The sequence below is a fragment of the Corallococcus carmarthensis genome, assembly GCF_003611695.1.
Lineage (GTDB): Bacteria > Myxococcota > Myxococcia > Myxococcales > Myxococcaceae > Corallococcus > Corallococcus carmarthensis.
In genome coordinates this window covers 145,843-169,372 of record NZ_RAWE01000001.1, presented here as the reverse complement: position 1 = coordinate 169,372, position 23,530 = coordinate 145,843, and the positions used below count along the sequence as shown (strand labels likewise).

Annotated in this window: 20 protein-coding genes and 4 pseudogenes; 17 read left to right on the top strand and 7 right to left on the bottom strand. The window is 68.1% G+C overall.

What is annotated here, in order from left to right; translation table 11 throughout:
- Positions 1-847 (bottom strand): annotated as a pseudogene (locus D7X32_RS00665) (hypothetical protein); the annotation flags it as partial.
- Between the two features lie 769 nt (positions 848-1,616).
- On the opposite strand from D7X32_RS00665, the gene D7X32_RS00660 reads away from it, so the two are divergent.
- The 11 genes and pseudogenes from D7X32_RS00660 to D7X32_RS00605 form a co-directional block, all read left to right on the top strand.
- Positions 1,617-2,147, top strand: a complete 531-nt coding sequence (locus D7X32_RS00660) for an RNA polymerase sigma factor (protein ID WP_244238788.1) — start codon at positions 1,617-1,619, stop codon at positions 2,145-2,147.
- A gap of 11 nt (positions 2,148-2,158) precedes the next feature.
- Complete coding sequence (locus tag D7X32_RS47395) at positions 2,159-5,122, top strand: CHAT domain-containing protein (RefSeq protein WP_120600522.1); 2,964 nt, start codon at positions 2,159-2,161, stop codon at positions 5,120-5,122.
- Between the two features lie 150 nt (positions 5,123-5,272).
- Positions 5,273-5,479, top strand: a complete 207-nt coding sequence (locus tag D7X32_RS00650; RefSeq protein WP_120600521.1) for a hypothetical protein — start codon at positions 5,273-5,275, stop codon at positions 5,477-5,479.
- Positions 5,480-5,519: 40 nt separating this feature from the next.
- A pseudogene (locus tag D7X32_RS46425) lies at positions 5,520-5,954 on the top strand (GNAT family N-acetyltransferase); the annotation flags it as partial.
- A gap of 166 nt (positions 5,955-6,120) precedes the next feature.
- Entirely contained in the window at positions 6,121-7,482 is a 1,362-nt protein-coding gene (locus D7X32_RS46420) for a GAF domain-containing protein (protein WP_244238787.1), read from the top strand.
- Positions 7,473-8,045, top strand: a complete 573-nt coding sequence (locus D7X32_RS00630; protein ID WP_120600520.1) for an ERAP1-like C-terminal domain-containing protein — start codon at positions 7,473-7,475, stop codon at positions 8,043-8,045. The genes D7X32_RS46420 and D7X32_RS00630 overlap by 10 nt, the downstream gene beginning before the upstream one ends.
- Before the next feature lie 92 nt (positions 8,046-8,137).
- Positions 8,138-9,430, top strand: coding sequence for a serine hydrolase domain-containing protein (locus D7X32_RS00625; protein ID WP_120600519.1), 1,293 nt, complete (start codon positions 8,138-8,140; stop codon positions 9,428-9,430).
- A gap of 9 nt (positions 9,431-9,439) precedes the next feature.
- Positions 9,440-10,159, top strand: coding sequence for a response regulator transcription factor (locus D7X32_RS00620; RefSeq protein ID WP_120600538.1), 720 nt, complete (start codon positions 9,440-9,442; stop codon positions 10,157-10,159).
- Positions 10,156-11,676, top strand: coding sequence for a sensor histidine kinase (locus tag D7X32_RS00615; RefSeq protein ID WP_120600518.1), 1,521 nt, complete (start codon positions 10,156-10,158; stop codon positions 11,674-11,676). The genes D7X32_RS00620 and D7X32_RS00615 overlap by 4 nt, the downstream gene beginning before the upstream one ends.
- A gap of 1,205 nt (positions 11,677-12,881) precedes the next feature.
- Positions 12,882-13,346 (top strand): GNAT family N-acetyltransferase, encoded by a 465-nt coding sequence (locus D7X32_RS00610; protein ID WP_158625559.1) that lies wholly within the window; start codon positions 12,882-12,884, stop codon positions 13,344-13,346.
- 57 nt (positions 13,347-13,403) lie between these two features.
- Positions 13,404-13,542: pseudogene (locus tag D7X32_RS00605) on the top strand (IS30 family transposase); the annotation flags it as partial.
- A gap of 362 nt (positions 13,543-13,904) precedes the next feature.
- Here D7X32_RS00605 and D7X32_RS47940 read toward each other — a convergent pair.
- Positions 13,905-14,132 (bottom strand): annotated as a pseudogene (locus D7X32_RS47940) (transposase); the annotation flags it as partial.
- Positions 14,133-14,158: 26 nt separating this feature from the next.
- On the opposite strand from D7X32_RS47940, the gene D7X32_RS00595 reads away from it, so the two are divergent.
- A complete protein-coding gene (locus D7X32_RS00595; RefSeq protein WP_244238786.1) occupies positions 14,159-14,383 on the top strand; it encodes a hypothetical protein in 225 nt (74 codons plus the stop codon).
- On the top strand, positions 14,364-15,446 hold the full coding sequence (locus D7X32_RS00590) for a head morphogenesis protein (RefSeq protein WP_120600516.1): 1,083 nt from the start codon (positions 14,364-14,366) through the stop codon (positions 15,444-15,446). The genes D7X32_RS00595 and D7X32_RS00590 overlap by 20 nt, the downstream gene beginning before the upstream one ends.
- A gap of 16 nt (positions 15,447-15,462) precedes the next feature.
- On the opposite strand, the gene D7X32_RS00585 is transcribed toward D7X32_RS00590, so the two are convergent.
- Positions 15,463-15,840 carry a DoxX family protein gene (locus tag D7X32_RS00585; protein ID WP_120600515.1) on the bottom strand — a complete coding sequence of 126 codons (378 nt, stop codon included), beginning with the start codon at positions 15,838-15,840 and terminating at the stop codon, positions 15,463-15,465.
- 76 nt (positions 15,841-15,916) lie between these two features.
- Here D7X32_RS00585 and D7X32_RS00580 point away from each other — a divergent pair, with 76 nt between their 5' ends.
- The 3 genes from D7X32_RS00580 to D7X32_RS00565 all read left to right on the top strand — a co-directional run bounded on the left by D7X32_RS00580 (position 15,917) and on the right by D7X32_RS00565 (position 19,347).
- Complete coding sequence (locus D7X32_RS00580; protein ID WP_120600514.1) at positions 15,917-16,873, top strand: LysR family transcriptional regulator; 957 nt, start codon at positions 15,917-15,919, stop codon at positions 16,871-16,873.
- 786 nt (positions 16,874-17,659) lie between these two features.
- Entirely contained in the window at positions 17,660-18,499 is an 840-nt protein-coding gene (locus D7X32_RS00570) for an SGNH/GDSL hydrolase family protein (protein ID WP_120600537.1), read from the top strand.
- A complete protein-coding gene (locus D7X32_RS00565) occupies positions 18,496-19,347 on the top strand; it encodes an NmrA family NAD(P)-binding protein (protein ID WP_120600513.1) in 852 nt (283 codons plus the stop codon). Before D7X32_RS00570 ends, D7X32_RS00565 begins: the two co-directional genes overlap by 4 nt.
- Before the next feature lie 4 nt (positions 19,348-19,351).
- Here the strand turns inward: D7X32_RS00565 and D7X32_RS00560 are convergent, their stop codons facing one another.
- Both D7X32_RS00560 and tnpB read right to left on the bottom strand, forming a co-directional pair.
- Positions 19,352-19,822 (bottom strand): TetR/AcrR family transcriptional regulator, encoded by a 471-nt coding sequence (locus D7X32_RS00560; protein ID WP_439328979.1) that lies wholly within the window; start codon positions 19,820-19,822, stop codon positions 19,352-19,354.
- The gene (tnpB, locus tag D7X32_RS47935; RefSeq protein ID WP_158625557.1) at positions 19,740-20,258 is read right to left on the bottom strand and encodes an IS66 family insertion sequence element accessory protein TnpB; all 519 of its coding nucleotides are present in this window, start codon (positions 20,256-20,258) and stop codon (positions 19,740-19,742) included. The genes D7X32_RS00560 and tnpB overlap by 83 nt, the downstream gene beginning before the upstream one ends.
- Before the next feature lie 177 nt (positions 20,259-20,435).
- Here tnpB and D7X32_RS45230 point away from each other — a divergent pair, with 177 nt between their 5' ends.
- A complete protein-coding gene (locus D7X32_RS45230) occupies positions 20,436-20,606 on the top strand; it encodes a hypothetical protein (RefSeq protein ID WP_158625556.1) in 171 nt (56 codons plus the stop codon).
- Positions 20,607-20,737: 131 nt separating this feature from the next.
- Here the strand turns inward: D7X32_RS45230 and D7X32_RS00550 are convergent, their stop codons facing one another.
- Entirely contained in the window at positions 20,738-22,057 is a 1,320-nt protein-coding gene (locus D7X32_RS00550; protein ID WP_120600511.1) for a carboxypeptidase-like regulatory domain-containing protein, read from the bottom strand.
- Positions 22,058-22,143: 86 nt separating this feature from the next.
- Entirely contained in the window at positions 22,144-23,481 is a 1,338-nt protein-coding gene (locus D7X32_RS00545; RefSeq protein ID WP_158625555.1) for a Kelch repeat-containing protein, read from the bottom strand.
- Between the last annotated feature and the right edge of the window lie 49 nt (positions 23,482-23,530).

Here is a 23,530-nt window from a genome sequence, read left to right as displayed (position 1 = left end):
CCTCCACCCTCTGCCCCTTGCGCCCTCGCCGCAACACCACGGCGGTGGCGTCCAGGTGCGCCAGCGTCATGGGCCTCGCGGTGCCGGCGATCCGCCCCCAGTCATGCACCGCCGACAGCGCCAGCGTGTAGCGGCCCGGGACAGGGGGCCGGCCGAAGAGAACGTGTTGCACGTCCAGGGCTACCTCCGCCCCCGCCAGGCGAGCGCTCAGCACGTCCGAGGCGAAGGCCTCTGCGTACACCGGCCCCAATGTCCCCGTCGCGATGACGCCGGCCGGGTGGTAGTCGGGGTTGACGCGGTTGCCGTAGCGCCGCACCAGGTGTCCGGACAGCAGGGAGTAGCCCTCCATCATCCCCAGCCACACCGAGTTGGGCGTATCCCCTCCCACCATGAAGAGGCGAACCACCTGCCCCCAGTCGGACAGCGTGTCCCAGTCCTCCTTCCTCACGAGGCCCGCGCCCTCGCCTCCACCCCACAGCCGCAGCCGTACCGGTGCCCCGAGAATGAGGCGGAACGACTCCCCTCTCCCCAAGGCCACCATGGGCTCCACCTGCACGAAGCCTTCTTCGGTGCCCGCGCCCCTCCCAGGCAGCAACGTCAACGTCGCCGCGTCCATGCGCAGCAGGTTCGTCATCGGAGGTGCCGAGTCGGGCGCCGCGGGCGCAGAAGCCTCCTCCTCGGACGGAGCCTCGTCCTCTTCTTCCTCGCCAGAAGCATTGTCCGAGATGGCCTCCTCCAACCTGCGCACGGTGGCGTCGAAGTCCTCTGGAGTGATGGCTTCCTGCGCCCCTCCGGCCCCGGGCAACAGCAGCAGCAAGACGACGGCCCAACTCCAATGCATGCCCATCGACCCCTCCGTGGCAGGCCCCAGCAGGGGCGCTCAGGACAGAGGTTCCATGTTCGGTCCGACAAGGCGGAGGACCGGGTGGGGCATTGCACTGAAAAAGTCACATACGACCCGGCCCGCCGGGGGATAGACAGACGTGCCACGCCACGCTACGGCGCCAGCCGCGCGAATAGGAATGACCGTGGCGACACTCCACAGCGTCCGGCAGGCATGCTGCACGACGAAGCGCAGACCGCTACTCGCGCACGACGACTGCCAGCGAGTGCCTTATATGGTGCAGGAAGTCCCTGCTCAGCTCGCGAGACCAACACCGACATCGAGGTGCAGTGATTGAAGATTGTGCAGGAGCGTCGCCATCAGGGCGCCCGCAGCCATCAGTGAGTCGTGCATTCACTCGCGCACACTCCAGCTCATGGGAAAGTGATGTTGCCCAGCGTGACGGTACGGCGTTGATCCGCATCCCAAAGCTTGAGCGTGAAGGGTCCTTGAGGGTGGCCGGTTCTTCAGCAAGGCGCGGACCAGCAGGCCCCCAGGAATTCCCTGCCCTTGCTCTGCAAGAAATCTCACACATCTCCCAGGAATCTACGGAAATAGCGGATTCCCGCGTGGGCTTCTCCGACTGGGTCAAGACCCACAAAGACTCTCAGGCGACCACACCCAACCCGACGGGGGGGGTGTAACCTATCCAAGAAATCAGACCTATAGCGTTATCTAATCATCACCGGCATCGGGGGGCCGTACGTTGAAAGAAGAGCTCGACAGTTCAGACATGGAGTACGCCGTCTTCGCGGTCCGGTATCAGCCCAGTCTGGTGGCCGTTGCCCGGAATCTTTGTGGCCGGAACGCCAGCGATTGCGCGGACCTGGTCCAGGATGTGCTGCTGCGGGCCCTGCTGAAGTGGGACAAGCTCCAGTCCTGGACGGAGCCCGAGCGGCGCGCCTGGCTGGTGCGGGTGCTCCACAACCGCGTCCTCGACCAGTGCCGCCGCACCCGGAGCGAGGCCGCGAACGTCATCAACCTGGGCAACGTGCACAAGCTCTTCGAGGAGCCGGACGCGCCGGACCTGGAGCTGTGGGAGTGCATCACCGAGACGGAGCTGCGCGAGGCCGTCGCCTCCCTCCCCTACAACCTGCGCCGCACCTTCGAGATGCACTCGGAGGGGCTGCGGCACGCGGAGATCGGCCGCCACCTCGGGGTGCCCGTGGGCACCGTGGGCACCTGGCTCTTCCACGCGCGCCACCGCCTGCGCGACCAGTTCCTCGACATGGCCCAGGCTCGCCGGAAGCGGGGGAATGGGTGAGCGCCGGCTGCATGAACCTCCCCGCCTTCGTGGACGGTGAGCTGCCCCCCGAGTCCCAGGACGGCTTCCGCGCACACCTGGTCTCCTGCCAGGTGTGCTGGGCCCGCTTCCATGAGCTGCTGCAGGTGGACATGCTCGGCCGGATGGCGCTCGCGGAAGTGGCCGAAGCCCGCGAGGACCCGGCGGAGCCCGGGCCCCTGCCGCCCGAGGCGACCGTGACGGTGACGCCGCCCCGCCGCCCCCCGGTCTGGCCCCGCGTGGCAGGACTCGCGCTGCTGCTGGCTTTGCTGGCCGTGTGGACGACGCTGTCGACCCGCGAGGCGCCCGCCTCGTGGCTCACGCCGGGCCCCACGCGCCCCCTGGAGGCACGGCTGACGTACGCGGCCCTGGACGGCCATCGCGCCTACGTGCCCCTGCGGAGGCAGGCCCCCGGGGCGGCGCCGCTGCCCCTGCGGGAGCTGGCCACGCTGGCGGACCGCCACGACTGGCAGGGCATCGCCACCGTGTACCTGCTCGCCGGCGACCCGCGGCAGGCCCTGGCCTACCTGCGCAGCGCCCCCGTCTCCCCCGACCTGGACTCCGACCGCGCGGTGGCGATGGCGCTGGGCCGCGCGGGGCCCCCGGAGCAGACGGCGCTCGATGAAGCCCTGGCCCTGCTGGACGGCGTGCTCCTCCAGCGGCCGGACCACCCCCAGGCCCTGTGGAACCGCGCGCTGGTCCTGCGGGACATGGACCTGCCCCTGCTGGCGGCGGACGCCTTCGAGGCGATGGCGAGCCAGGGCGAGCCGGGCTGGAGCACGGAGGCCCGGACCCAGGCGCACAGGCTCCGCGAAGAGACGCTGGCCCGGGGACGCGCCTGGAAGCAGGCCTTCGCGGCCACGCAGGACCTGGTGGTGGACTCCGGCGCGCGGCTGCCGTTGGAGGAGGCCGCGAGGCTGCCGGGCATCGTGCGGGTGGCCTTCTACGACGCGGTGCGGGCGGCGCCGTCGCGCGAGGCGACGCTGCGGCTGCTCCCGCTGGCGGACGCACTGGACCGGACCTACGGCGGCACCGTGCTGCGCGAGTACGTGGCGCGCGTGGCGGCGCGGGACTTCCTCCGTCGCGGGCCCCTGGCGCGGGACTATGCGCTGCTCGTCCGGGACGGGCGCTCCTCCCGCGAGGGCTTCCTGGAGGAGCTGAAGCGCTCGGGCGAGGACGACCTGTACGTGGGGGCGCTCGGGCATGAGCTCCTCGCCGGGCGCCCCGTGGACTCCGCCGCCTTCGCCCGGGCCGCCGACGGCCTGGGCGACCCCTGGTTCCACCTCATCGCCGAGCGCGAGCGCGCGAACCAGGAGGTGCAGGCGGGAGAGTGGTGGAAGGCGGAGACGCGGGTGCTGCATGCCCTGCGCACGTGCCAGGAGCAGCGGCTGCTCTACCGTTGCGCCGACCTGCGGAAGTGGCTGACGGACATGTACCTGGGTGAGCTGCACCGGCCGGCGGACGCCTCCGTGCACGCGCTGCGCGGCTGGCAGCTCGCGAAGGCCCAGGGGGAGTGGGGGCTGGAGCGGCAGTTCCTCCAGGAGCTGGCGCAGGTGGCGCGCCTGCACCACCGGCTGCCGACCGCGCGCGCGTACCTGCGGGAGTCCCTGGCGCGCATGCCCGAGGACCTCCTCCAGCGCGGCTACGTCCACCGGAACCTGGCGAGCCTGGCGTGGATGGGCTTTCGCATGGACGAGGCGCGCCATGAGCTGGAGCAGGCGATGGAGTCCGGCCTCCCGCTGGGGATCCACGGCACCCTGGTGCTGGCGGACCTGGCCCGCTTCGGTCCCATGCTCGGGGCCGCGGACGCGATGCGCCGGGCCCTCTCCGAGCTGCGCCGGGGCGAGCCCCGACCCGGCGAGCGCGCGCTGATGGACTTCATCGAAGGCCAGTTCACGCTGGAGCACGACCCCGTCGCCGGGCGCCAGTTGCTGTGGAGCGCCATCACCCAGGCGGAAGCATGGCCCGACGACGCGAACGCCCGCCGCGCGCTGGCGTATGCCCATGCCGTGCTCGCTTCCGAGGCGGGGCGCACGGGCGCGTTCACCGAGGTGCTGGCCCTGGTGGGACGGCGGTTGCAGCGGGGCGAGGTGCCCGAGCGCTGCGTGCTCGCGGTGACGGTATGGCACGAGCGCACGGTCACGGTGGTGCGAGGGCCCTCGGGCGCGGTGCTCGGGGACTTCGCCCAGGGGCGCACGGCACCGCTCGGACAGGACGCCTCCGGGCTGGTGCCGGTGCCGCTCGTGGAGGTGCTGCGGGGGTGCGCCCAGGTGGAGGTGCTGGCGCCCCCCCCGGTGTATGGCCTGCCAAGGCTGCTGCCCCCGGACCTGGCCTGGAGCTACCGGGTGGGGCGCGCGGCGCCGCCGGGCCCCACGGCGCCGCAGGGCACGCACCTCGTCGTCTCGGGCGTGGACACCCCTGGGGCCCTGGGGCTTCCCTGGCTCCCGCCCATGGCCTCCGCGGCGGGCGCGGACCCCTGGCGCGTGACGCTGGAGGGCGCCCAGGCCACGCCGTCGCGCGTGCTGGACGCGATGGGCACGGCCACCGAGGTGGAGATCCACACGCATGGGGAGTTCAGCCCGGAGATGTCGGACGCCTCGATTCTCATGCTGGCCCCGGAGAAGGATGGCCGGTACGTGCTCACCGCCAGTCAGGTGCGGGCGCGAAGGCTCTCCGGAGCGCCGCTGGTGTTCCTGGCCGCCTGCAGCGCCGCGCGCACGGCGCCCTTCCCGATTGAGTCCTTCAGCCTGCCAGTGGCCTTCCTCGAAGCGGGAGCGCGCGCGGTGCTGGCCGCCACGGTGGACATCCCGGATTCGGCGGGCCGCTTCTTCAACGCGGTCCGGGAGCGGATCCGCGCCGGGGCCCCGCCCGCCGTGGCCCTGCGCGACGAGCGGCGGCAATGGCTGGAGTCATCCCCGGGCGACAGGTGGGTGCGCGACGTCCTCCTGTTCGAATGAAGCACCCTTCCCAAAGGGTCATCCAAAGAGAGTCATTTGATGAGAGTCATCTAGAAAGCCATTTAAAAGGATTCGACCTGGTGCGTTATAAAAGAGAGACCGACACCGGCAAGGGGCCGGGACCGCAGCGGTCTCTTCAAGGAGACGGACATGATGAATCACCAGGTCCCTTCCGAGCAGTTGCCGCTCCCGTATCATCCGCTGAACGACCTGCCGGACAAGCCGCCCCCGGGCCCCGTGGGCATCCGGTTGGCGCCGAACACCGTGGCCACGCCGGATCCTATCGAGAAGCCGCAAAGCGACCTGAGCGACCATCCGGACAAGCCGCCGCCGGGCAACGCCGGACCCCTCTCCTAGGCCCTGGGTTCCTGGCGCGGGGGCTTTATGCTCCCGCGCCATGCCCAGTCCCTACGTCGTCAGGGCCGTCCAATCCCGCGCGGAGCTCGAACAGGTCCTGGCGCTGCAACGCAGGAACCTGAAGCAGCACCTGTCCGAGGAGGAGCGGCGCACGCAGGGCTTCGTGACCGTGGCGCATGACCTGCCCACGCTGGAGCGCATGCACGCGGTGGCCCCCAGCATCATCGCCCTCCACGGCTCCGAGCTCGTGGCGTACGCGCTGGTGATGCCCCGCGAGTGCCGGGAGTGGGTCCCCGTGCTGGAGCCGATGTTCGCGCTCATCGAACAGCTCGAGGACCAGGGGCGCCCCCTCCGGGATCAGCGCTTCTACGTGATGGGGCAGATCTGCATCGACAAGGCCCACCGGGGCCAGGGCCTGTTCGAAGCGCTCTACCACCAGCACCGCGAGCAGCTCCGGGGCACCTTCGACTGCGTCGTCACGGAGATCTCCGTGCACAACCGCCGCTCCCTGCGCGCGCATGAGTGGCTGGGCTTCCGCACCCTCCACACCTACGCGGACGCCACGGACACCTGGGCCGTGGTGCGCTGGGATTGGACCCCACCCCCCGCGGCGGCTGGAGGAGCTGGAGCGCACCGAGAAGGTGCTCGCCGCGGCGGGGATCGGCCGCTGGTCCCGCGACCTGTCCCTGGGCCCCATCGTCTGCGACGCCATCTGCCGCGTGCAGTGCGGTCTGCCCGCGGACGGCCCGGTGAGCACCGCCCAGCTCCAGGAGCGCATCCATCCGGAGTACCTGGAGCGGGTATGGGACGCGGCACGGCGCGCGCTGGAAGAGCAGGCGCCCTTCGAGCTGCGCTTCCGGATCCGCCCGAACGAGGAGGCCCCCTTCCGCTGGTTGCACGTCACGGGCTCCGTCTTCCACGACGCGGCGGGGCGCGCCCGGCACTTCGAGGGCATCTCGCAGGACATCACCGCCGAGCGGCAGCTGGAGGAGTCCCTGCGCCAGACGCTCATCGAGAAGAACGACTCGCTGCAGAACCTGGAGCTCATCAACAGCACGGGCCAGGCGCTGGGCGCGGAGCTGCAATTGGAGAAGCTGGTGCAGGGCGTGACGGACGCCGCCACCCAGCTCACCCGGGCCGCGTTCGGCGCGTTCTTCTACAACGTGCTGGATGAGCGCGGAAACGCATACATGCTCTACACGCTCAGCGGCGTGCCCCGGGAGGCCTTCGCGAAGTTCCCCATGCCGCGCTCGACCCGCGTCTTCGAGCCCACCTTCAAGGGCGAGGGCATCCTCCGCAGCGACGACATCACGAAGGATCCGCGCTACGGCCACAACACGCCCCGCCACGGGATGCCCGAAGGCCACCTCCCGGTGCGCAACTACCTCGCGGTGCCCGTGGCCTCACGCTCGGGCGAGGTGATTGGCGGGCTGTTCTTCGGCCACCCGACGACCGGCATCTTCACCGCGCACGAGGAGCGGCTGGTGGCGGGACGCATAGGGCGAATAGAAGGCCTGTTGAGGGTGGGGGCTGGAGCAGAGGTGCCGAAGAGAGACGCTGACGGGTGCCGCCGAGCTGTGCGCCTGGCCGGTGGAGAAGCCGTGCAGCCCTCATTGGGCACACCCCCGCTCAGGCCGCGCTCCCCTCAGGGGCGCGGCAGGGGGCTTGGGCATGTGGGCCACTGCGGCCTGGCGCTCAACACCACGCACTCTGGGGTGGCCCCCGTGCTGGGGACAGTCTCCCAGGCAGCGTGGGCAGTCCCAGGTGCTCCAGGATGGCACGCACCCCACTGGGAGCCGTCAGATACGCCAGCACCCGGCGCCTGCCTCCACACCTGCCGCAGGCGAACACGTCCAGCGCGAAACTCCTGCGCAGCAACCCGGCCCAATCCAGCCGCGGCGTGCGCTCCTGGGTCGGCTCCTGTCTCGTCGCTGCTAAAGGCAGCTCGCTTGCCTCTTCCGGCTTCGCCTCTGCCTCCGCTTGAGGGAACGCCGTGCTGGTGACGCAAGCCACGCCGTTGGTGCTCGCGTGGCTGAAGGACCGCAAGACCGTGGACCCGGAGGCCTTGAGCAGCGCACTGCCCCGCGCGGCGACGCATGGCAATGCCGCGTTGTTCGATGCGTTGTTGGAGGCCGCGAAGAAGGAACCCAACCGCAATGAGCGCGTCCGGTTGTTGTCGGCGCTGAGCTACTTCCGCGTGCCGGAGCTGACACGGCGGGCGTTGGGCCTCGTGGTGGGTTCGGACTTCGACACGCGGGATGCGCTGATCATCCTCAGGACGGCGCTGGTCCTGCCGGAGACGCAATCCCTGGCGTGGGGCTTCTACCGCGAGCAGTTCGATACCCTGACGCAGCGACTGCGCTCCGACGAGCTGGGAGGCCTCATCAACCAGGTGGGCAACCTCTGTGATGCCGCCCAGCTCACGGAGGCGGAAGCCTTCCTCACGCCCCGGGTGAAGCAGGTGGAGGGCGGACCGCGCGCACTGGCCCGGGCGATGGAGTCCATCCGGCTGTGCATCGAATCCGAGAAACTTCATCAACAGAGCGTCCGGGACTTCCTGCACTGAGTTACAATCGTTTACACGCGGCACATACGCCAGAGACATGCGAGGCGTGGAGTGCGAACCGTCCAACCGGCCTTCGGGCCCAGGGAGGTTCCATGTCCCGTCTTCTGAGTGCACTCCACCGCATGCGCGTGCTGCTCCTCGCAATGGGGCTCCTGCTGCGGGCCCCCACAGCCTCCGCGGCGCCACCGGATTTTCCTCGTGCCGTCTCGGCCGCCGCGGAGGGCATCGACCCCAAGGCCCTGCAACAGCTCCTCCAGGGCGCCGAGGCGTCGAAGTCGAGCGCCGTGGTCATCCTGAAGAACGGGAAGCTCGTGGGCGAGTGGTCCTTCGGCCACGCCCCCGCGCGCATCGAGGCAATGTCCATCACCAAGTCTGTCGTGGGGCTCGCGGTGCTGAAGCTGCTGGCGGACGGGAAGATTGCGTCCCTGGACGTGCCCCTGCACACGTACTTCCCGGAGTGGAACCAGGGCCGCAAGAAGGACATCACCCTGCGCCACCTGCTCACCCATACGTCGGGGCTCCAGTCGGACCCGACGACGGAGGAGATCTACCGGAGCCCGGACTTCGTGAAGCTCGCCCTGGCGGCGGAGCTGACCGAGCCGTCGGGCACGGCCTTCCACTACAACAACAAGGCCGTCAACCTGCTGGCCGCCGTCGTCCAGAAGGCGTCCGGCAAGCGGCTGGACCGCTACCTCGCGGACGCCCTCTTCCGGCCCATGGGCATCACCGACTTCGGCTGGACGCTGGACGATGCGGGCAACCCGCACGTCATGGCGGGCGTGCAGCTGCGGCCGCGAGACCTGGCGAAGCTTGGGCAGCTGATGCTCGACGGCGGCGTGTGGCAGGGCTGCCGTCTCCTCCCCGCCGAGTGGGTGAAGCAGGCCACGACGCCGGGAGAAGGCGTGTTCTCCCCCGGCGGGCTGCTGTGGTGGTCCGAGTATGCCTGGGAGCGGTTCACGGTGGACGACGCGCTCCTCGACGCGTGGAAGAAGGCGGGCGTGCCCGACGCGCTCCTCCAGGACATGGCCCCGCTGAAGGGCCGGACGTTCACGGACGAGCAGGCCTACCTCGACGCGCTGGGCTCACGGCTGCCGGCCCTCAAGAAGGAGGTGCGTGGGCGCCACCTGAGGCTCGCCACCGTGGAGACAGGCCCCCGTGTCGGCTTCAACTCCAATGGCTACCTCGGGCAGTACCTGCTCGTCGTCCCCGAGCACCGGCTGGTCGCGGTGCGGATGTTCACCCCGCTGGATGAGACCGGGCCGCAGCCCGATGAGTCCGTCTCCTTCAATGACTTCATCCCCCGCGCGCTCGCCCTGGTCGATGTCAGCCAGACGCCTGTCTCAGGAGAGGCGCTCAATGCGCAAGGTGCGGCCACGCCGCGCTAGGCTATGGCCATGACAGGCTCCACGGCGCCGCAGTCCCCCATCCAGGTCCTGCTCATCGAGGACGACGTCCACCTGGCCCGGCTCACGGCCGAGTACCTGGAGCGCCACGGCGTGAGGACCTGCTGCGCGCACGATGGAGAGCGCGGGCTGGCCGAGGCGTCGCGGCGCACCTTCGATGCCATCCTCATCGACGTCATGCTGCCCCGGAAGGACGGGCTCACCGTGTGTCGCGAGCTGCGGGCACGCTCGGCGGTGCCCATCCTCATGCTCACCGCGCGCGGCGAGGAGGCGGACCGGGTGATGGGGTTGGAGCTGGGCGCGGACGACTACGTGTCCAAGCCCTTCTCCTCGCGCGAGTTGCTGGCGCGCATCACCGCGCAGGTGCGCCGCAGCCGCGGCCTGCTGGGCCCGGCGCGCGAGGTGCTGCGCGTGGGGCCGCTCACGCTGGACAGGGCGGGCCGGCGGGCCGCGCTGAACGGGCAGGAGCTGGCGCTGACGCAGCAGGAGTTCTCCCTGCTCTGCGCGCTCGCGGAGCGGGCCGGACGGGTGCTGTCCCGCGAGCAGCTCCTGGAGCTGGCGAACGGCGGCATCGAGGGGCCGGTGGACCGCGCCATCGACGTGCACGTGTCTCGGCTGCGTCAGAAGCTGGGAGACGACGCGCGCCATCCCCGGTTGCTCAAGACGGTGCGCGGCGTGGGCTACGTGCTGGAGCAGGGAGAGGGCTCATGAGCGGGACGGTGTCCCGGCCGCGCCGGCTGTTCTGGTACATCTACGCGTATGGCCTGCTGATGCTGTTGGGCTCGTACGTGGCGCTCCAGGGTGCTATTCGGGTGACGTTCGCTCTGTCTCTCAACATCATGGAATTCCGGATGGAGGCCCTGCATCTGGCCGAGCTGGCCAGCGCGAAGTCTCCAGAGCTGGCTCGGGAGCTGGGTCCGCCCGCTGCGGCGAAGGGCACGCAGGCCACCCTGTACGGAGTCGGTGGAGAGCTGCTGGCCTCGTCGGTCCAACCTCCATTGGTCGCCATACCGGCCGCCGACCTGCGCGACGCGAAGGAGCGGCTGCAGTGGTCCCCACCTCCCGTGGGGACCCTCACGGCCGAGGAGCTGCGCGACCTGAAGGTCCGGCAGCTGTGGGCCTTCCAGGATGCCAACTTCGTGTACCACGTCGCCCCCGTCTGGAACGGCGACACGCTCACGGCCTACGTGGTGACGGCGAACACGCGTCGTTTCTCGACGGATGAAGTCTTCGGCGCTCTGCTGGTCTTCGAGCTGTTCGTGCTGGCGGGCTTGTCCTTCCCGATCGCGCGGGTGCTCGCCGCGCCGCTGGAGCGGCTGACCGCGGCGGTACGGGAGTTCGGCCAGGGCCGCCTGTCCGCCCGCGCGCTGCTGAAGGGCCGTCACGAAGTGGCGGAGCTGGGGCGCACGTTTGACGAGATGGCCGTGCGGATGGAGTCCCTCATCCGGGGCCAGAAGGAGCTGCTGGCCAACGTGTCCCATGAGCTGCGCACGCCCCTGTCCCGGCTGGGCGTCACGCTGGACCTCGTCGAGGAGGGCCAGCCGGACGAACTGGCGAGGCGCCTGCCGGAGCTGCGCCGCGACATCGGAGAGCTGCAACAGCTCGTGGACGGCGTGCTGCAGATGGCCAGGCTCGACCTCGCCGCCAACCAGGCCGGGCAGCCCGGCCTCGGCGTCCAGCGGAGCGCCCTGGATCCCGCTGACTTCCTGCGCGACACCGCCGAGCGCTTCCGGCTGGGCCACCCCGAGTGCCCACTCCAGTTGGAGCTGGCCCCCGGGCTGCCGGCGCTGGAGGCGGACGCGGTGCTCCTGCGGCGCGCGGTACACAACCTGCTCGACAACGCGCGCAAGTACTCGGAGCCCGGCAGCCCGGTGACGCTGCGGGCCCGCGCGGATGCGGGCACGGTCCACGTGGAGGTGGAGGACCGGGGCATCGGCATCAGCGCCGACGACCTGCCGAGCCTCTCCACCCCCTTCTTCCGGACCGACCGCAGCCGCACGCGGGACACCGGAGGCGTCGGACTGGGGCTCACCCTGGTGCGCCGCATCGTGGAGGCCCATGGCGGCACGCTCGCCATCCACAGCGTGCCCGAGGGCGGTACGCGCGTGACGCTCACGCTGCCGCGAGCACCGACGGCGCAGGTAGTCGCGCGGAACGCGTCGGAGGACGAATCAAGCCGAGTTGAATCCGCGTCCGTTCAGCCGAACGGGAAGCGTCGTGTCCGGTAAAGCCAAACGCACTCTGAGTATCAGTCGCGTGTTGACGGCGGGTATTTCTATTTTTTTATGATTCTCCTGGCAGATCACGACCTTCCAGGAGCGTCAGACGTGAAGCCCTCTCGCAAAAACGCATCCCTTGCCGCGGCCCTCCCGTTGATCCTGGTCGCTGGCTCTGCCTCCGCCGCGAGCCGCGTCGACCTCCATCAGCAGGACCTCGACGCATAGGGCGAATAGAAGGCCTGTTGAGGGTGGGGGCTGGAGCAGAGGTGCCGAAGAGAGACGCTGACGGGTGCCGCCGAGCTGTGCGCCTGGCCGGTGGAGAAGCCGTGCAGCCCTCATTGGGCACACCCCCGCTCAGGCCGCGCTCCCCTCAGGGGCGCGGCAGGGGTGTGCCTACCCCAAATTCGATCGCTGCGTCATGGGTGCGCCAAGGCTGCGTCAAATCGCGCGTCATGCGGGCGAGCGACGCACAAGGCGGGCCATCGAGCTTCCTGTGGCGGCGAAGCAAAGGTCGCGCCCCTCCGCCGTCGACTTAGCGCGGCCGTCTCCCGGTCCCCTGGAGGCGCTCGCCTTCAGCCAGCCCCGGCACCGCCCGGCCGTGAGGTTGGCGGTGGCCCTCCCTCGCCCCCAGTTCCAGGGGCCGAGTCCCGGTGGCCGAGGAGCGCGCCAAGTCGCGTTCGGCACCCTCCCCACGGGGCCCGGCCGCGTGCTGTGGGCAGCCAGCGCGCGGCGCCAGTGCCGCACAGCAACCTGTCGAAGGGCGACTCGCACATCAGCACAGCGCACCACACCTACCTGGAGGCCTCGGAGTTTGCGGTGGACCAATCGGCCCCCGATTGGTCAGCATCTCACCCCACACACCCGTAACCACTGGATTCAACAGGGCTTTCTGGCGCTCAGAGAGTTCGAATTCTCCAGAGAGAAACAGAGAACGAGTTCGTGGAGGGCACCGTTCGGGGAGCAAAAAAAGAAGGCCCTGCCCTAACCCGGCAGGGCCTTTTTGCTTTTCCGAGCTTCGCGACTGATGCCAAGCAGACCAGAGCGTCTGAGCGCCTGCTGATCGGCCACGACCCGCGAGCGACTGACGGCCTTGGCAGGGGGAGGCGCAAGGAGCTGAAGGCCATCGTCCCGTATTGGTAGCGGCTAGCCTTTGATGGAATCAGTGAACAGCACCGATGTTCGTGAGACCAGTCGTCAACCCAGAACATACCTTCATGGTCCCCAACGATCCTTTGACTCAGATTCGTATCGCGTCTCCTTTCGATGAAGCAGCCGCATCCCATCTGCTCGGCCTTGTCTTTCCCGATGACCCTCATCCGTACGCGCAAAACATTCGAGAATCCAACTGCTTGAACGCCGTGGCGACAAACAACGAAGGCAGACTCATTGGATTCGCCACACTTCTCATCGACCCAACAACTCAGCATGGCACTCAGGAATGGCGGAAATACTCTCTCTACATAGGCGCCATTGCCACCGAACCGATTCACAGACGCAAAGGCGTTGGCACAGACCTCATGGAGTTCCTTGCCCAAGAGGCTCGCAAGAGCGCTCCGCATTATCAACTCATGCATCTCCATGTCACCCAAGACAGCCCATCCATCCATTTCCACGAAAACTGTGGGTTCGTTAAGATTTCAACCTACAAGAACAGCTGGTTGATGCGCCGCCCCGTTTGACCTGAGCAATTCCACATTGCAGCAGCGAACGAACTACCCATCGTTGGAGGCTGCGGCCAGAGACCGCCAGAGGCCGAGGACTGCGCCGTCGTGGGCCACTGGGAGTGGCGACCTCATCATCGGCAAGGCAGGCAAGTCCGATATCGGCACTCTCGTAGAGCGCCACAGCCGCTACGTGATGTTGCTCGAGCTGCCGCACGGCCGGACGGCGGAGCGCGAATTCCGAAGTGCTGGGCGTGGAGAATCGCGACTTCTTCTCGCTCGGCGAACGAGAGGTACCGCCCCGACAACGAGGCCAGCTTGATGGAAGGCATGCCGCCACCCTCGCGGAACCACCTGCATCCCACCACCGGCGACACATCAGCCTCCCTGCCGGCCTCCTCACTCGACAGCCCCTGGGCGATCGCCAACCAGAAGCGTTCCCGATGCTCACGCCGCCCTACGGATGGACCGGGCGACGACATGGGAGGGCGGCCAGCTCGGGCCGACCGTCGATGACTCTTCGCACCCATCGCAACTCCTTGGCTTCGAGTGTTGCGACGACCAGTTGAATTCACCCTCGCGCTCAGCCGTCGTCAACGCACCGGGCTTGCCCTCGCCCCGGTCCGTCTTCGTCTGCTCCACCCACAGCCGTAGCGCCGACTCCGTCAGGTCCAAGTCTCGGGCCACCTGGGGGATGGACTTGCCCTCTTCCACCACCAGCTTCACCGCTTGGGCCTTGTACTCGACCGTGAACTCTTGGCGCGGCCTGCGGGGCTTCTTCGGCTTCTCCTCTTTCGTGGACATCCCGGGCTCCTTCCATCACATCTCGGGTGTCCACCGAACTGGGCTACTCCCACCGAAAGCGTGGCCCCCTGGATGAGACGACGACGCTGTGGCGCAACGGCCTCCTCGTCTTCGTGCTGTGTGACAGATGCGCGGCCAGCCACGACGTCGTCTTCTCCCCCACTCCGGCAGGTGTCGAAGTGCGCGCCAGGCGCCGCGGCTCCGTGGAGTTGGTGACGCAGGAGGCCCCCCATGTGCACGGCCCCCGCTGACGGCCTGCTTCTCCTGCACGAGGCACGTGAGGTGGCGGCCCCCCTGCTGGGTGATGTCCTCCGGCTGCCGGTGGCGAAGGCGCTGGACGTAGGCACCGCCGCAGGCATGGAGCGCGCCGTGGCCCTGCTTGCCGCGCGCCTTCGACGCGCCGTCGGGCGCGCGGACGTGGACGACATGCGAGAGGCGATGGCCGTCCTTGACGTCGACTGGGGGACGACGACGGCGGCCCAGCGCAGGCGCCTCGTCGCCCAGGCCCTGGAGGCTGCTGGCCGGCGGACAGCCGTCATCCCCTCCCGCATCCAAGCGCCCCTCGGTGACGCAGCCGAAGAGGTGGTGGCGTCCTCTCGCAGCCACGTCCGACGAGAGCAGGGCCTCGCCCTCGCCGCACGCGTCAACGCCATGGACAGGCGCGTGGCCCAACACATCGTCCGGACCCAGGGCAAATTCGTGCGGGACGAGTACGGGCGCCGGCTGGACGCCTTCGGCGAGGAGGCCCGACGCCTTGTCGCCGAGGGACTGGAAGCGGGCCTGGGGCGAGGCGACATCGCCGAGTCCTTGGAGCGTGCCGCGCGCGGCGCCCTCATCGAGCAGGCCCCCTTCTACTGGGAGGTGGTGGCAAGCCACTTCATCGGCCAGGGGCGCTCCTTCAGTCAGATGAGCAGCTACGCCGAGGCCGGCATCCGCCGCTACCGCATCGAGGCGGTCCTCGACGAGGCCACCACCCAGGTGTGCCGGTTCCTCCACGGGAAGACATTCTCCGTAGGCGAGGCCCTCCAGCGGTTCGAGCGATTGGAGTCCCGCAGCCAACCCGAGGACGTGAAGCAGGAGTTGCCCTGGGTGAGGGAGCGCCTCGACGCGGACACGGGGCGTGCCATCCTCTACGTCAGCCGAGGAGGCCAGGAGACGCGCCTCGCCGAGGTGCTCCGCTCCGCCGCCGGCACACGCGACGACGTCGGCGAATTCCGCGCGCTCGCTTCGGACAGGCAGCTCGCGGAATCAGGCGTGGGCTTCCCGCCGTACCACGGACTCTGCCGCACCACGACGCTGGCCATTACGGTGTAACGGCTCTACGTCATCTTCACAACGCCGAGCCGGCAGGACCGTACCGTCGCTGCGCCGCGTAGGTGATGCCGGTCAGCACAAGCAGTACGCCAGCGGGCACACTACTGGCGACGGTGTCACTGGAGGCTACGTGAGAGATGATCGCACCGCTGAGGTTGAAGAATAGGCCCGCAAACGCCCATTCCTTCAAGCGCGGCCAACGCGAGCCGAACACCAAGGTGACTGCGGCGAGCAGCTTCCAAACTCCAAGGATCGTGGCCAGGTAGCTGGGGTAGCCCAGACGCGCCGCGACCTGCATCACGTGGGGCTGGTGAGTGACGTTGAAGGTGCCGGACATCAGGAACATCGCCGCCAGCAAGCCGGTAGGTATCCAGTACAGGAGTTTCGTTCTCATGGCACTTGCCTAAGCCATCGCGCCGACCTGAGACAACTATGCAAAAATTGGAAGGATTGGCTACGATTTGCTCCAAATGGACGACTTACCGGAGACAGCCGAACTGATCGCCTTCGTGCGTGTGGTCGACACGCGCTCGCTCTCACGCGCCGCGAAAGAGCTGCGCTTGCCACGCTCGACCGTTGGACGGCGCTTGCAACGGCTCGAAGAACGCCTCGGCATACGCCTCCTCAAACGCACGACCCGAAGACAGGCTCTCACCGACGCGGGCGCCGAGTTCTACCAGCACGCGCGCCACTCGGTCGAAGCACTCGAGCGTGCGCGCGCCATCGTTCAGCGGCCGAGTGGCAAGGTTGAGGGCCGGGTGCGCATCTCCGTTCCTACCGGAGCCCCCGACTCCCTGGGGGAGCTCTTCGGTCAGTTCTCGTTGCGCCATCCCGACGTTGTATTGGAGGTGGACGCCAGCAATACGCACGTCGATTTGATTCACGGCGGATTTGACCTCGCGCTGCGCTCCGGTCCCGTCGCGTCGACGCCGCTCAACCTGGTGTCACGCAAGTTGGGTACGAACACGCTGGTCTGCGTGGCGACGCCTGAGTATCTGGCAAGAGCAGGAACTCCCAAGCGCGCTACGGACCTGCGCAGACACGCTTGCTTGAGTCCGTTCGTGCGCGGAGAAACACCCTCGCTGAGTTGGCCGCGCCTCAAGGGGGGCAGCGTGCGCATTCATCCGCGCATGACTTCCAACGACATGTTCGTGCTGCTCGGCGCGGCACGCACCAGCCTTGGCATCGCGCTGCTCCCCGATTTCCTGGCGCAGGCAGAGGTCGCTGCCGGCACGCTGGTGCGGGTTCTCGCCAAGCACATCGGCGCGCAGACGCTCCTCTCGGTTGTCTACCACGAGCGCGAGCTGATGCCGCTCGCCGTGCGCACGCTCATCGACTTCATCGTCGAAACGGGGCTCCCCACTCGCCAATGTGGAGAGGCAGGTGTCGCGCGCGCGAAAGACCCGCAACGCCCGCGACAGCGCTGAACGAGTCGGCATTAGCCTTCGGCAGTACCTGTGCCTATCCAAAATTCGCTTGCTGCGTCATGGGTGCGTCAAAACGCGCATCATCCCGGTGAGCGATACGCACGACGCGCCGCCGCGCCGTCTCTCGTGCTTGATGGAGGTCGGAATTACGCCCGAACCATACGTCTCAGCGCCTCTCTGCATGCGTGTGGGCACACCGCTCCCTTCCTGCGAAGGTAGGCAGGGTATGGTCCAGCAGCTCCCGACGAATTGAGCCGATGACTCTCTCGGCATAGGGATTCTGCCACGGGCAACGTGCTGCACTCGGCACCTCTCGAACCCCCAGATGGAGAGCGTGGCGCGAACGCCTTCGGTGTAGAGCTTCGGTGCAAGTACCTCGGAGCGCTGGTCCAGGGGAATGCCTCTCGCAACTGCTGCTGCGTCCATTCCTCCGTCGGGTGCGCTGTCACGTTGAGGTGGAGGATTCGCCTGTCCCGGTGACTCACCACCACGAATCCCAACAGCACTCCAAACATCGCAGTTACAGTGAACCCGAGCGGGTCCTGCACCTGCTCGCCGCGACGGCCAAGGACCTATGTCTCATTTCCCAATGACGGCGGATGGCCTGACGATCACGGGCCTCCGCGAGCACGTCCCCTGCGCGTTTGGGCGTGGAACCTGAGCAAGTCACTCGCCGCTGCGTAAATAAGGAGTCATTTCAAGGGTTTGGCCGCGGGGCAACGCGAGCTGACCGTGCGGCCCCTGTCCGGTACCTCTATGCCTCCCCAATCACCGGAGATGGAGCACATGGAATGGTCAACTGAACAGAGGCGCTGGCTCGTGAAAGTCCTTCAACCGGAGAGGACCGTCTCGTCGCTTCCGGGCGGCGGCAAAGTATCTGCCGAGACGTGCGCCGCCTTGCTCGGCCTCGAGCCGGAGACGTACCGCGCCGAGCTTGCTCAGAGCCAGAAGGGCGCAAGAGAAGCCGCACAGGGGCTGCTCGCGGAACCCGAGTTCAGCCGGATGCTGGAAGAACTGCCGTTGCGCAAGCGCGCACGCATTGTCACGTTCGGCGACAGTCACACGGCAGATCCTCAATCTTGGGCGGTCATTCTCCAGGAGCTGGTGGCTGCTCAGCGTCCCCATGATGAGGTCTCAGTGGCCATCAACGCTGTAGGCGGTGAGACGACCACGCATGGGTTGGTGCGGATGGGGAACGCCCTCATCCAGGAGCCGGATTGGATCATCTTCTTCATCGGCGTGAATGACGCGCGGACTCAAGGCCCGAACGCGGGCAAGACGCTCGTTGACGCCCGTGAGACTGCGCGCAACCTTGAGGAGCTTCGCTCCCGTGCTGCACGGGGGACCCAGGCACGTCGCCTGTGGATTACGCCTCCCCCGGTCCTTGAGGATCGCGCGTCGAAGCACTGGGGGCTGTCCCGCTTCGGAGTCCACTTCCGCAACGAGGACGTCCGCCGTGTCGCGGAGGCCATCCGTGCCCTCGAGGAGCCCACGGTCGACCTCTTTTCGGCCTTCGGCGCATCTCCACCGCCTGAGCTCTTCACGGAGGATGGCCTGCACCTTTCGCTTGCCGGTCAGCGAATGGTCGTCCTTGAGCTCATGCGAACCTGGAGCCGCGTTCAATGACATTCTTGGTGACTGGCGCGACAGGTCATATCGGCTCTCTCGTCACCCATCGCCTCATCAGAGGTGGGCACCGTCCCCGCGTCTTTGTCCGGGATGCAGCCCGAGCACGGGCGCTGTTCGGCGACGAGGTTGACATGCACGTTGGCGACCTGGCCAAGCCAGGCCCCGCTCTACGGAAGGCACTCGCCGGCAGCGACGGCGTGTTTCTCCTCAACAGCGGGCCACGCCTCGCCGGTCGGGACCGAGCCGTCGTTCAGGTCGCTGTGGATGCGGGTGTCAAGCACATGGTGAAGCTCTCGACGCTGGACGTCCGGACCGGGGTGGGAACCGGCCCATGGCACGCGCGCGGCGAGGACGCGGTCCGGCAGAGCGGTATGCCGTACACGTTCATCCAGTCAGCCGCCTTCATGTCGAACGTGCTCGGTTGGGCTCAGTCGATTGCCACGGAGGGGGTCCTCCGTTCCTCTACCGGGCAAGGAAGGATCGCATTCATTCATCCCGACGACCTCGCCGACGTCATCACCCACGCACTCACGACGGGCGAGCACATCGGAGAGTCACTGGTGGTCACCGGACCCGAGGCGCTGAGCTACGCAGCCATGGTGGCCAAGATTGGCGCGGTCATTGGGAAGGAGGTCCGCTACGAGGAGCTCTCGGACGAAGAAGCCCACGAGGCTGCACTCGCATACGGGGGTGGCCGGCAGTATGCGGACGCTCTTGTGGACATCTGGCGTGCCATCCGAGACGGCAGACTGACGACTGTCTCTGACGGCGTTGAGCGGATCCTCGGCCGCAAGCCCCTCGCCTTCGACCGCTGGATCCATCAGAACGCCGAAGCCTTTCAGTGAGGGGTCATGGCCGGTCCAGGTAATGGAGGACCGTCCGGATGACTTCGCCCTTGGCGCGATCCACCGTGAAGGGAGGGCGCGCCTGGGGCACAGCGTGTACCAGCGCCTCGACCAGGTGAGGCAGGACGAACAACATCCGGTCGCCCGCAGGCGGGCGGGACGTGCCGGCCTCGGGCGATGGAATCACCAGCTCGAATGCCATCTGAAGGGCTTCCTTGAACCCGAGCGAGGAAGCCGGGACTGCGGCGGAGATCATCTCGTGGAGCTCAGGCTCTACGATGTGGGCATCCGCCAGTCCTTCCACCAGGCAGGCCGCAAACTCGCCGATGGTGCTCGAGGCGCATTGTGCCACGGCACGTTCCATTCTGTGTTTCACATCCTCCACATGGCGCTCATGAAGAGCATTGAAGATGGCCTGCTTGTCCGGGAAGTATTGGTACAGAGAGCCGATGCTGACCCCCGCCACCTCCGCAATGCGGTTGGTGGTGACCGCGCCGGCTCCGTGCCTCTTGAGCACTCTGGGGACGGCATCGAGGACGGCCTCCACCGTCTGCCGCGAGCGCTCCTGCCGCGGCTGGCGGCGGCTCTGCGTGCTCTCTTCGTTCTTCATCTGCGGACCTGTTCAGGGACGACCACGCCAGGGACAGCTCAAGCCACCGAACGCCAGGCGAACAGGACTTGGAACCATGTAAATACTTGAAAGTACGATCTGGTGCCAACAGGAAGGATGAGGGCACTGTTGCGGGGAGCGGCCCGGGGCACCGCGGGGCAAGAGGGCTGCCGAAGCGTCCCCGGAAGAGTCTCTTGGTGAGGAGCACCAGGCCCGTGCCGTCGAAGTGCAGCACCTTGGCTCGACGCCTACACCGGCCGACGAAGAGAAAGACGTCGCCCCGGAGTAGCTGCTGCCCCACATGTCGCAGTAGGCGGAGATGGGCCGGGCGCCGGTCGGGTTGATGACGTACTCCCCATCGGGAGCGCTGGGAATCGCGGCCTTCACCGCCGCGCAGCTCGCGAAGGTCGGCGCGGAGATGTTGAGCGCGAAGTCGCCGCGGCGGGTGCTGTAGCCATCGACGACAATCTTCACCCGCGTGCCGGCGGTGAGGTTCACCGTCACCGAGGACTGGAACGTCGTGCTGCTCGCATCGTCGTTGCAGCCCAGCGACGCATTGGTGGACGCATCGAGGAGCAGGAGCACCGTGTCAAAGGTGGAGCCCGTCGTGGTGAAGGTGAACATGCCGGTGGAGGGCGCGGTCCAGTAATTTCTCCTCGTCCGGGTGCCCCATTCCCTGTGAGTCATTTCCCTCCGAATCGACTTGTCGGAGGCTTCGACGCCGAGCGACGAGCGGCCTGTCCCGCTCGGGACTTCAGGGGACAGGCCGTTCGGAAACGACTACAGCTCTGTCTTGAACTGCACGGACGACTTGCAGGGGTGCGTGCCCAGGGCCACGTCCTCGAAGTCGACCATGTTGCCGCCCGGGTCCTTCGGGTAGCCGGTGCCTCCCCACGGAGCGCCCGAGTTGAACCGGGTGACTCCGCCCGTCGTGTTGTACAACGGGTAGCCGGCCGCGGCGGCGGGCGTGGAGGAGATGTCCAGGTTCTTCGCGCAGCTCGTGGGAGCGCCGGCCGGGAACGTGATTCCCACCTCCTGCAAGGCGTTCGCGCGGATGTTGTAGAGCACGATGAAGGGCGACGCCTGGGACATCGTGTCGGTGCGCGGCATGAGCGTGCCCGCCGCGTTGGGCAGCTTCAGGCTGAACTGGACGGTGCCCGTCGTGCCGAAGCAGGTCTCCGGGAAACCCACGAGCTCGATGATGGTGCAAGCGGGCTCGCGCTTCTCGATGTCCGCGTTCCACATGCCCAGCCCGCCCACGCTGATGGGGACGGCGCCGGAGATGCTGCTGGTGCCCTGCATGGTGAAGGTGGTGCCCGTTGGGCCGACCTGCATGCTGGCGGACTTCTCCTCCCACTTGCCCGTCGTCTCGTTGAACTTCCACATCGCGAGTCGACAGGTGCCGTCGGAGACACACGCCGGCATGCTGCCCACCTGCGTGGGCACGGGGATGAAGCCCGTCGCGGTGGCCCCCGTCGCCAGGTTGAGGGCCGCGCCGCTGGCATCGGTGGCGCCCACGAAGACGGCGCCCACGGACTCGAGCGCGACCTGCTGCCCGCTGGAGTTCACCGCCGTGAAGTCGCCCGGCATGCGCATCGGGTCATAGCTCGCGACGGTGATGCTGACCGGGCCCGTGGCCGGCACGCCGCTGGCGTTGACGAGCGTGTTCGCCTTCAGGTTCACCTTCACGCCGCTGGGCGTGGTCACCGTGCTGTCCACCGTCGGGCTGACGGTCTGCACGAAGCCCGTCTCCAGGGTGTGATTGAGGTTCGTCTTGCCCGCCGAATAGAACTCGGTCGCCGAGGCCAGTCCGTTCTTCCGGAGGGTGAGGACGTAGCCGTTGGCCGACGCCACGACGGACATGAAGTACCGGCCGGTGGTGTCCGTGGTCCGGGAGATTCCGTTGATGACCACCGTGACGCCCGCCTGCACGGCGCCCGCCGAGTTGCGCACCGTGCCCGAGAAGACGGCCGACGTGGCGAGGTCCGCGTTAGCCTCCCGGGTCTCATCGCCCACGGCCTTCGAGTCCTCCAGCGCTCCGCAGCCAGTCGCAAGCAGCGCGGGCACGACGAAGATGCTGCACAGACGTCTCAGATTCATGGCAAGCCTCCATGCTGGGTTTGAACAGACACGAATCCACCGCGCCCCCGTCGTCTCCGGAGGCGCCCCGCCCTGACTGACCGCGACTACTGGATGTTGAGGGTGAGGGTGCCGCACCGCGTCCGGTAGCCATCCACGACGATGCGAAGCTGCCGTCCCGCAGTGAGCGTCACGGCGACGGACGACTGGAACGTGCTGGCGCTCACGTCGTCGTTGCATCCGAGCGCCGCGCCGGTGTTCGCGTCGAAGAGGGACAGCACGGTGTCGAAGGAGGAGCCCGTCGTCGATACGGTGAAGGTGCCGGACGAGGGCGCCGTCCAGGTGAAGCTCCGGTCCGGCGCGGTGCTGCCTGCGCTGCACGCGGGCGTGGAATCGTTGGTGGCGGCGCACGTGTCCGCCTGCACCAGCCCCGAGCCCAGGGCGCTCCCCAGGTCGCTCCCCACGTCGGGCGAATACAGGTCGGCCGTCGCGAGATGGCCGCTGCCACCGCTTCCGCCCGTCACCAGGACCTTCCCATTGGCGAGCAGGGTCGCGGTGTGCTCACCGCGGGTGCTGCTCATCACGCCGGCGCTCGTCCAGGTGTTGGTCGCCGGTGCGTAGAGCTCGGCGCTGTCCCGGCCATAGGCCCCCGCCGCCAGGACCTGACCGTTCGCGAGCACGGTCGCGGTGTGCACGTAGCGACCGATTCCCATGGGCGCCACCGGGGCCCAGGTGTTGGTCGCAGGGTCGAATGCATCCACACTGGGCGGCAGGCCCGCTCCGCTGTTTCCCCCCACCGCCAGCACCTTGCCGCTGGGGAGGACCACCAGGGGGAACAGCACTCGGGCCGTGCTCATGGAGCCCACGGACGACCAGGAGTTGGTCGCCGGGTTGTACACCTCTGCACTGGACCAGAAGGGAGTAGTCGCGCTGTAGCCCCCCGCCACCAGCACCCTTCCATCCCCCAGCAGGGCCGCGCTGTGCTGCTTGCGGGCGCTGCTCATGGAAGGCACGGCCGTCCAGGTGTTGGTCGCCGGGTCGTACAGCTCGGCCGCGTTCGTCGCCGAATTGACGGGAGCGCCCCCCGCCACCAGTACCTTCCCGTTCTGCAGCCGGACCGCCGTATGGAAGGCGCGCGGGCTGATCATGGGGGCCACTTCCGTCCACGAGTTGGTCGCCGGGTTGTACAGCTCGGCCTGGGCCAGGGTGCTGGTGGTGCTCTCTCCTCCCGTGACGAGCACCCTACCGTCCTGCAACAGGGTGGCGGTATGGGCCCGGCGTCCACGGAGCAGGGTGCCGGCCGATGTCCACGTGTTGGTCGAGGGGTTGTACTGCTCGGCGGCGGTCGGGAAGTTCCAGACCGTCGTGATGTAGAAGCCGCCCGCCACCAGCACATTGCCATTCGCCAGCCGGGTCGCGCTGTGCAGCGACCGGGGACCCAACATCGGCGCCGCAGGCGACCAACCCGCTGCCCAGGCCCCACTCCACGCCACG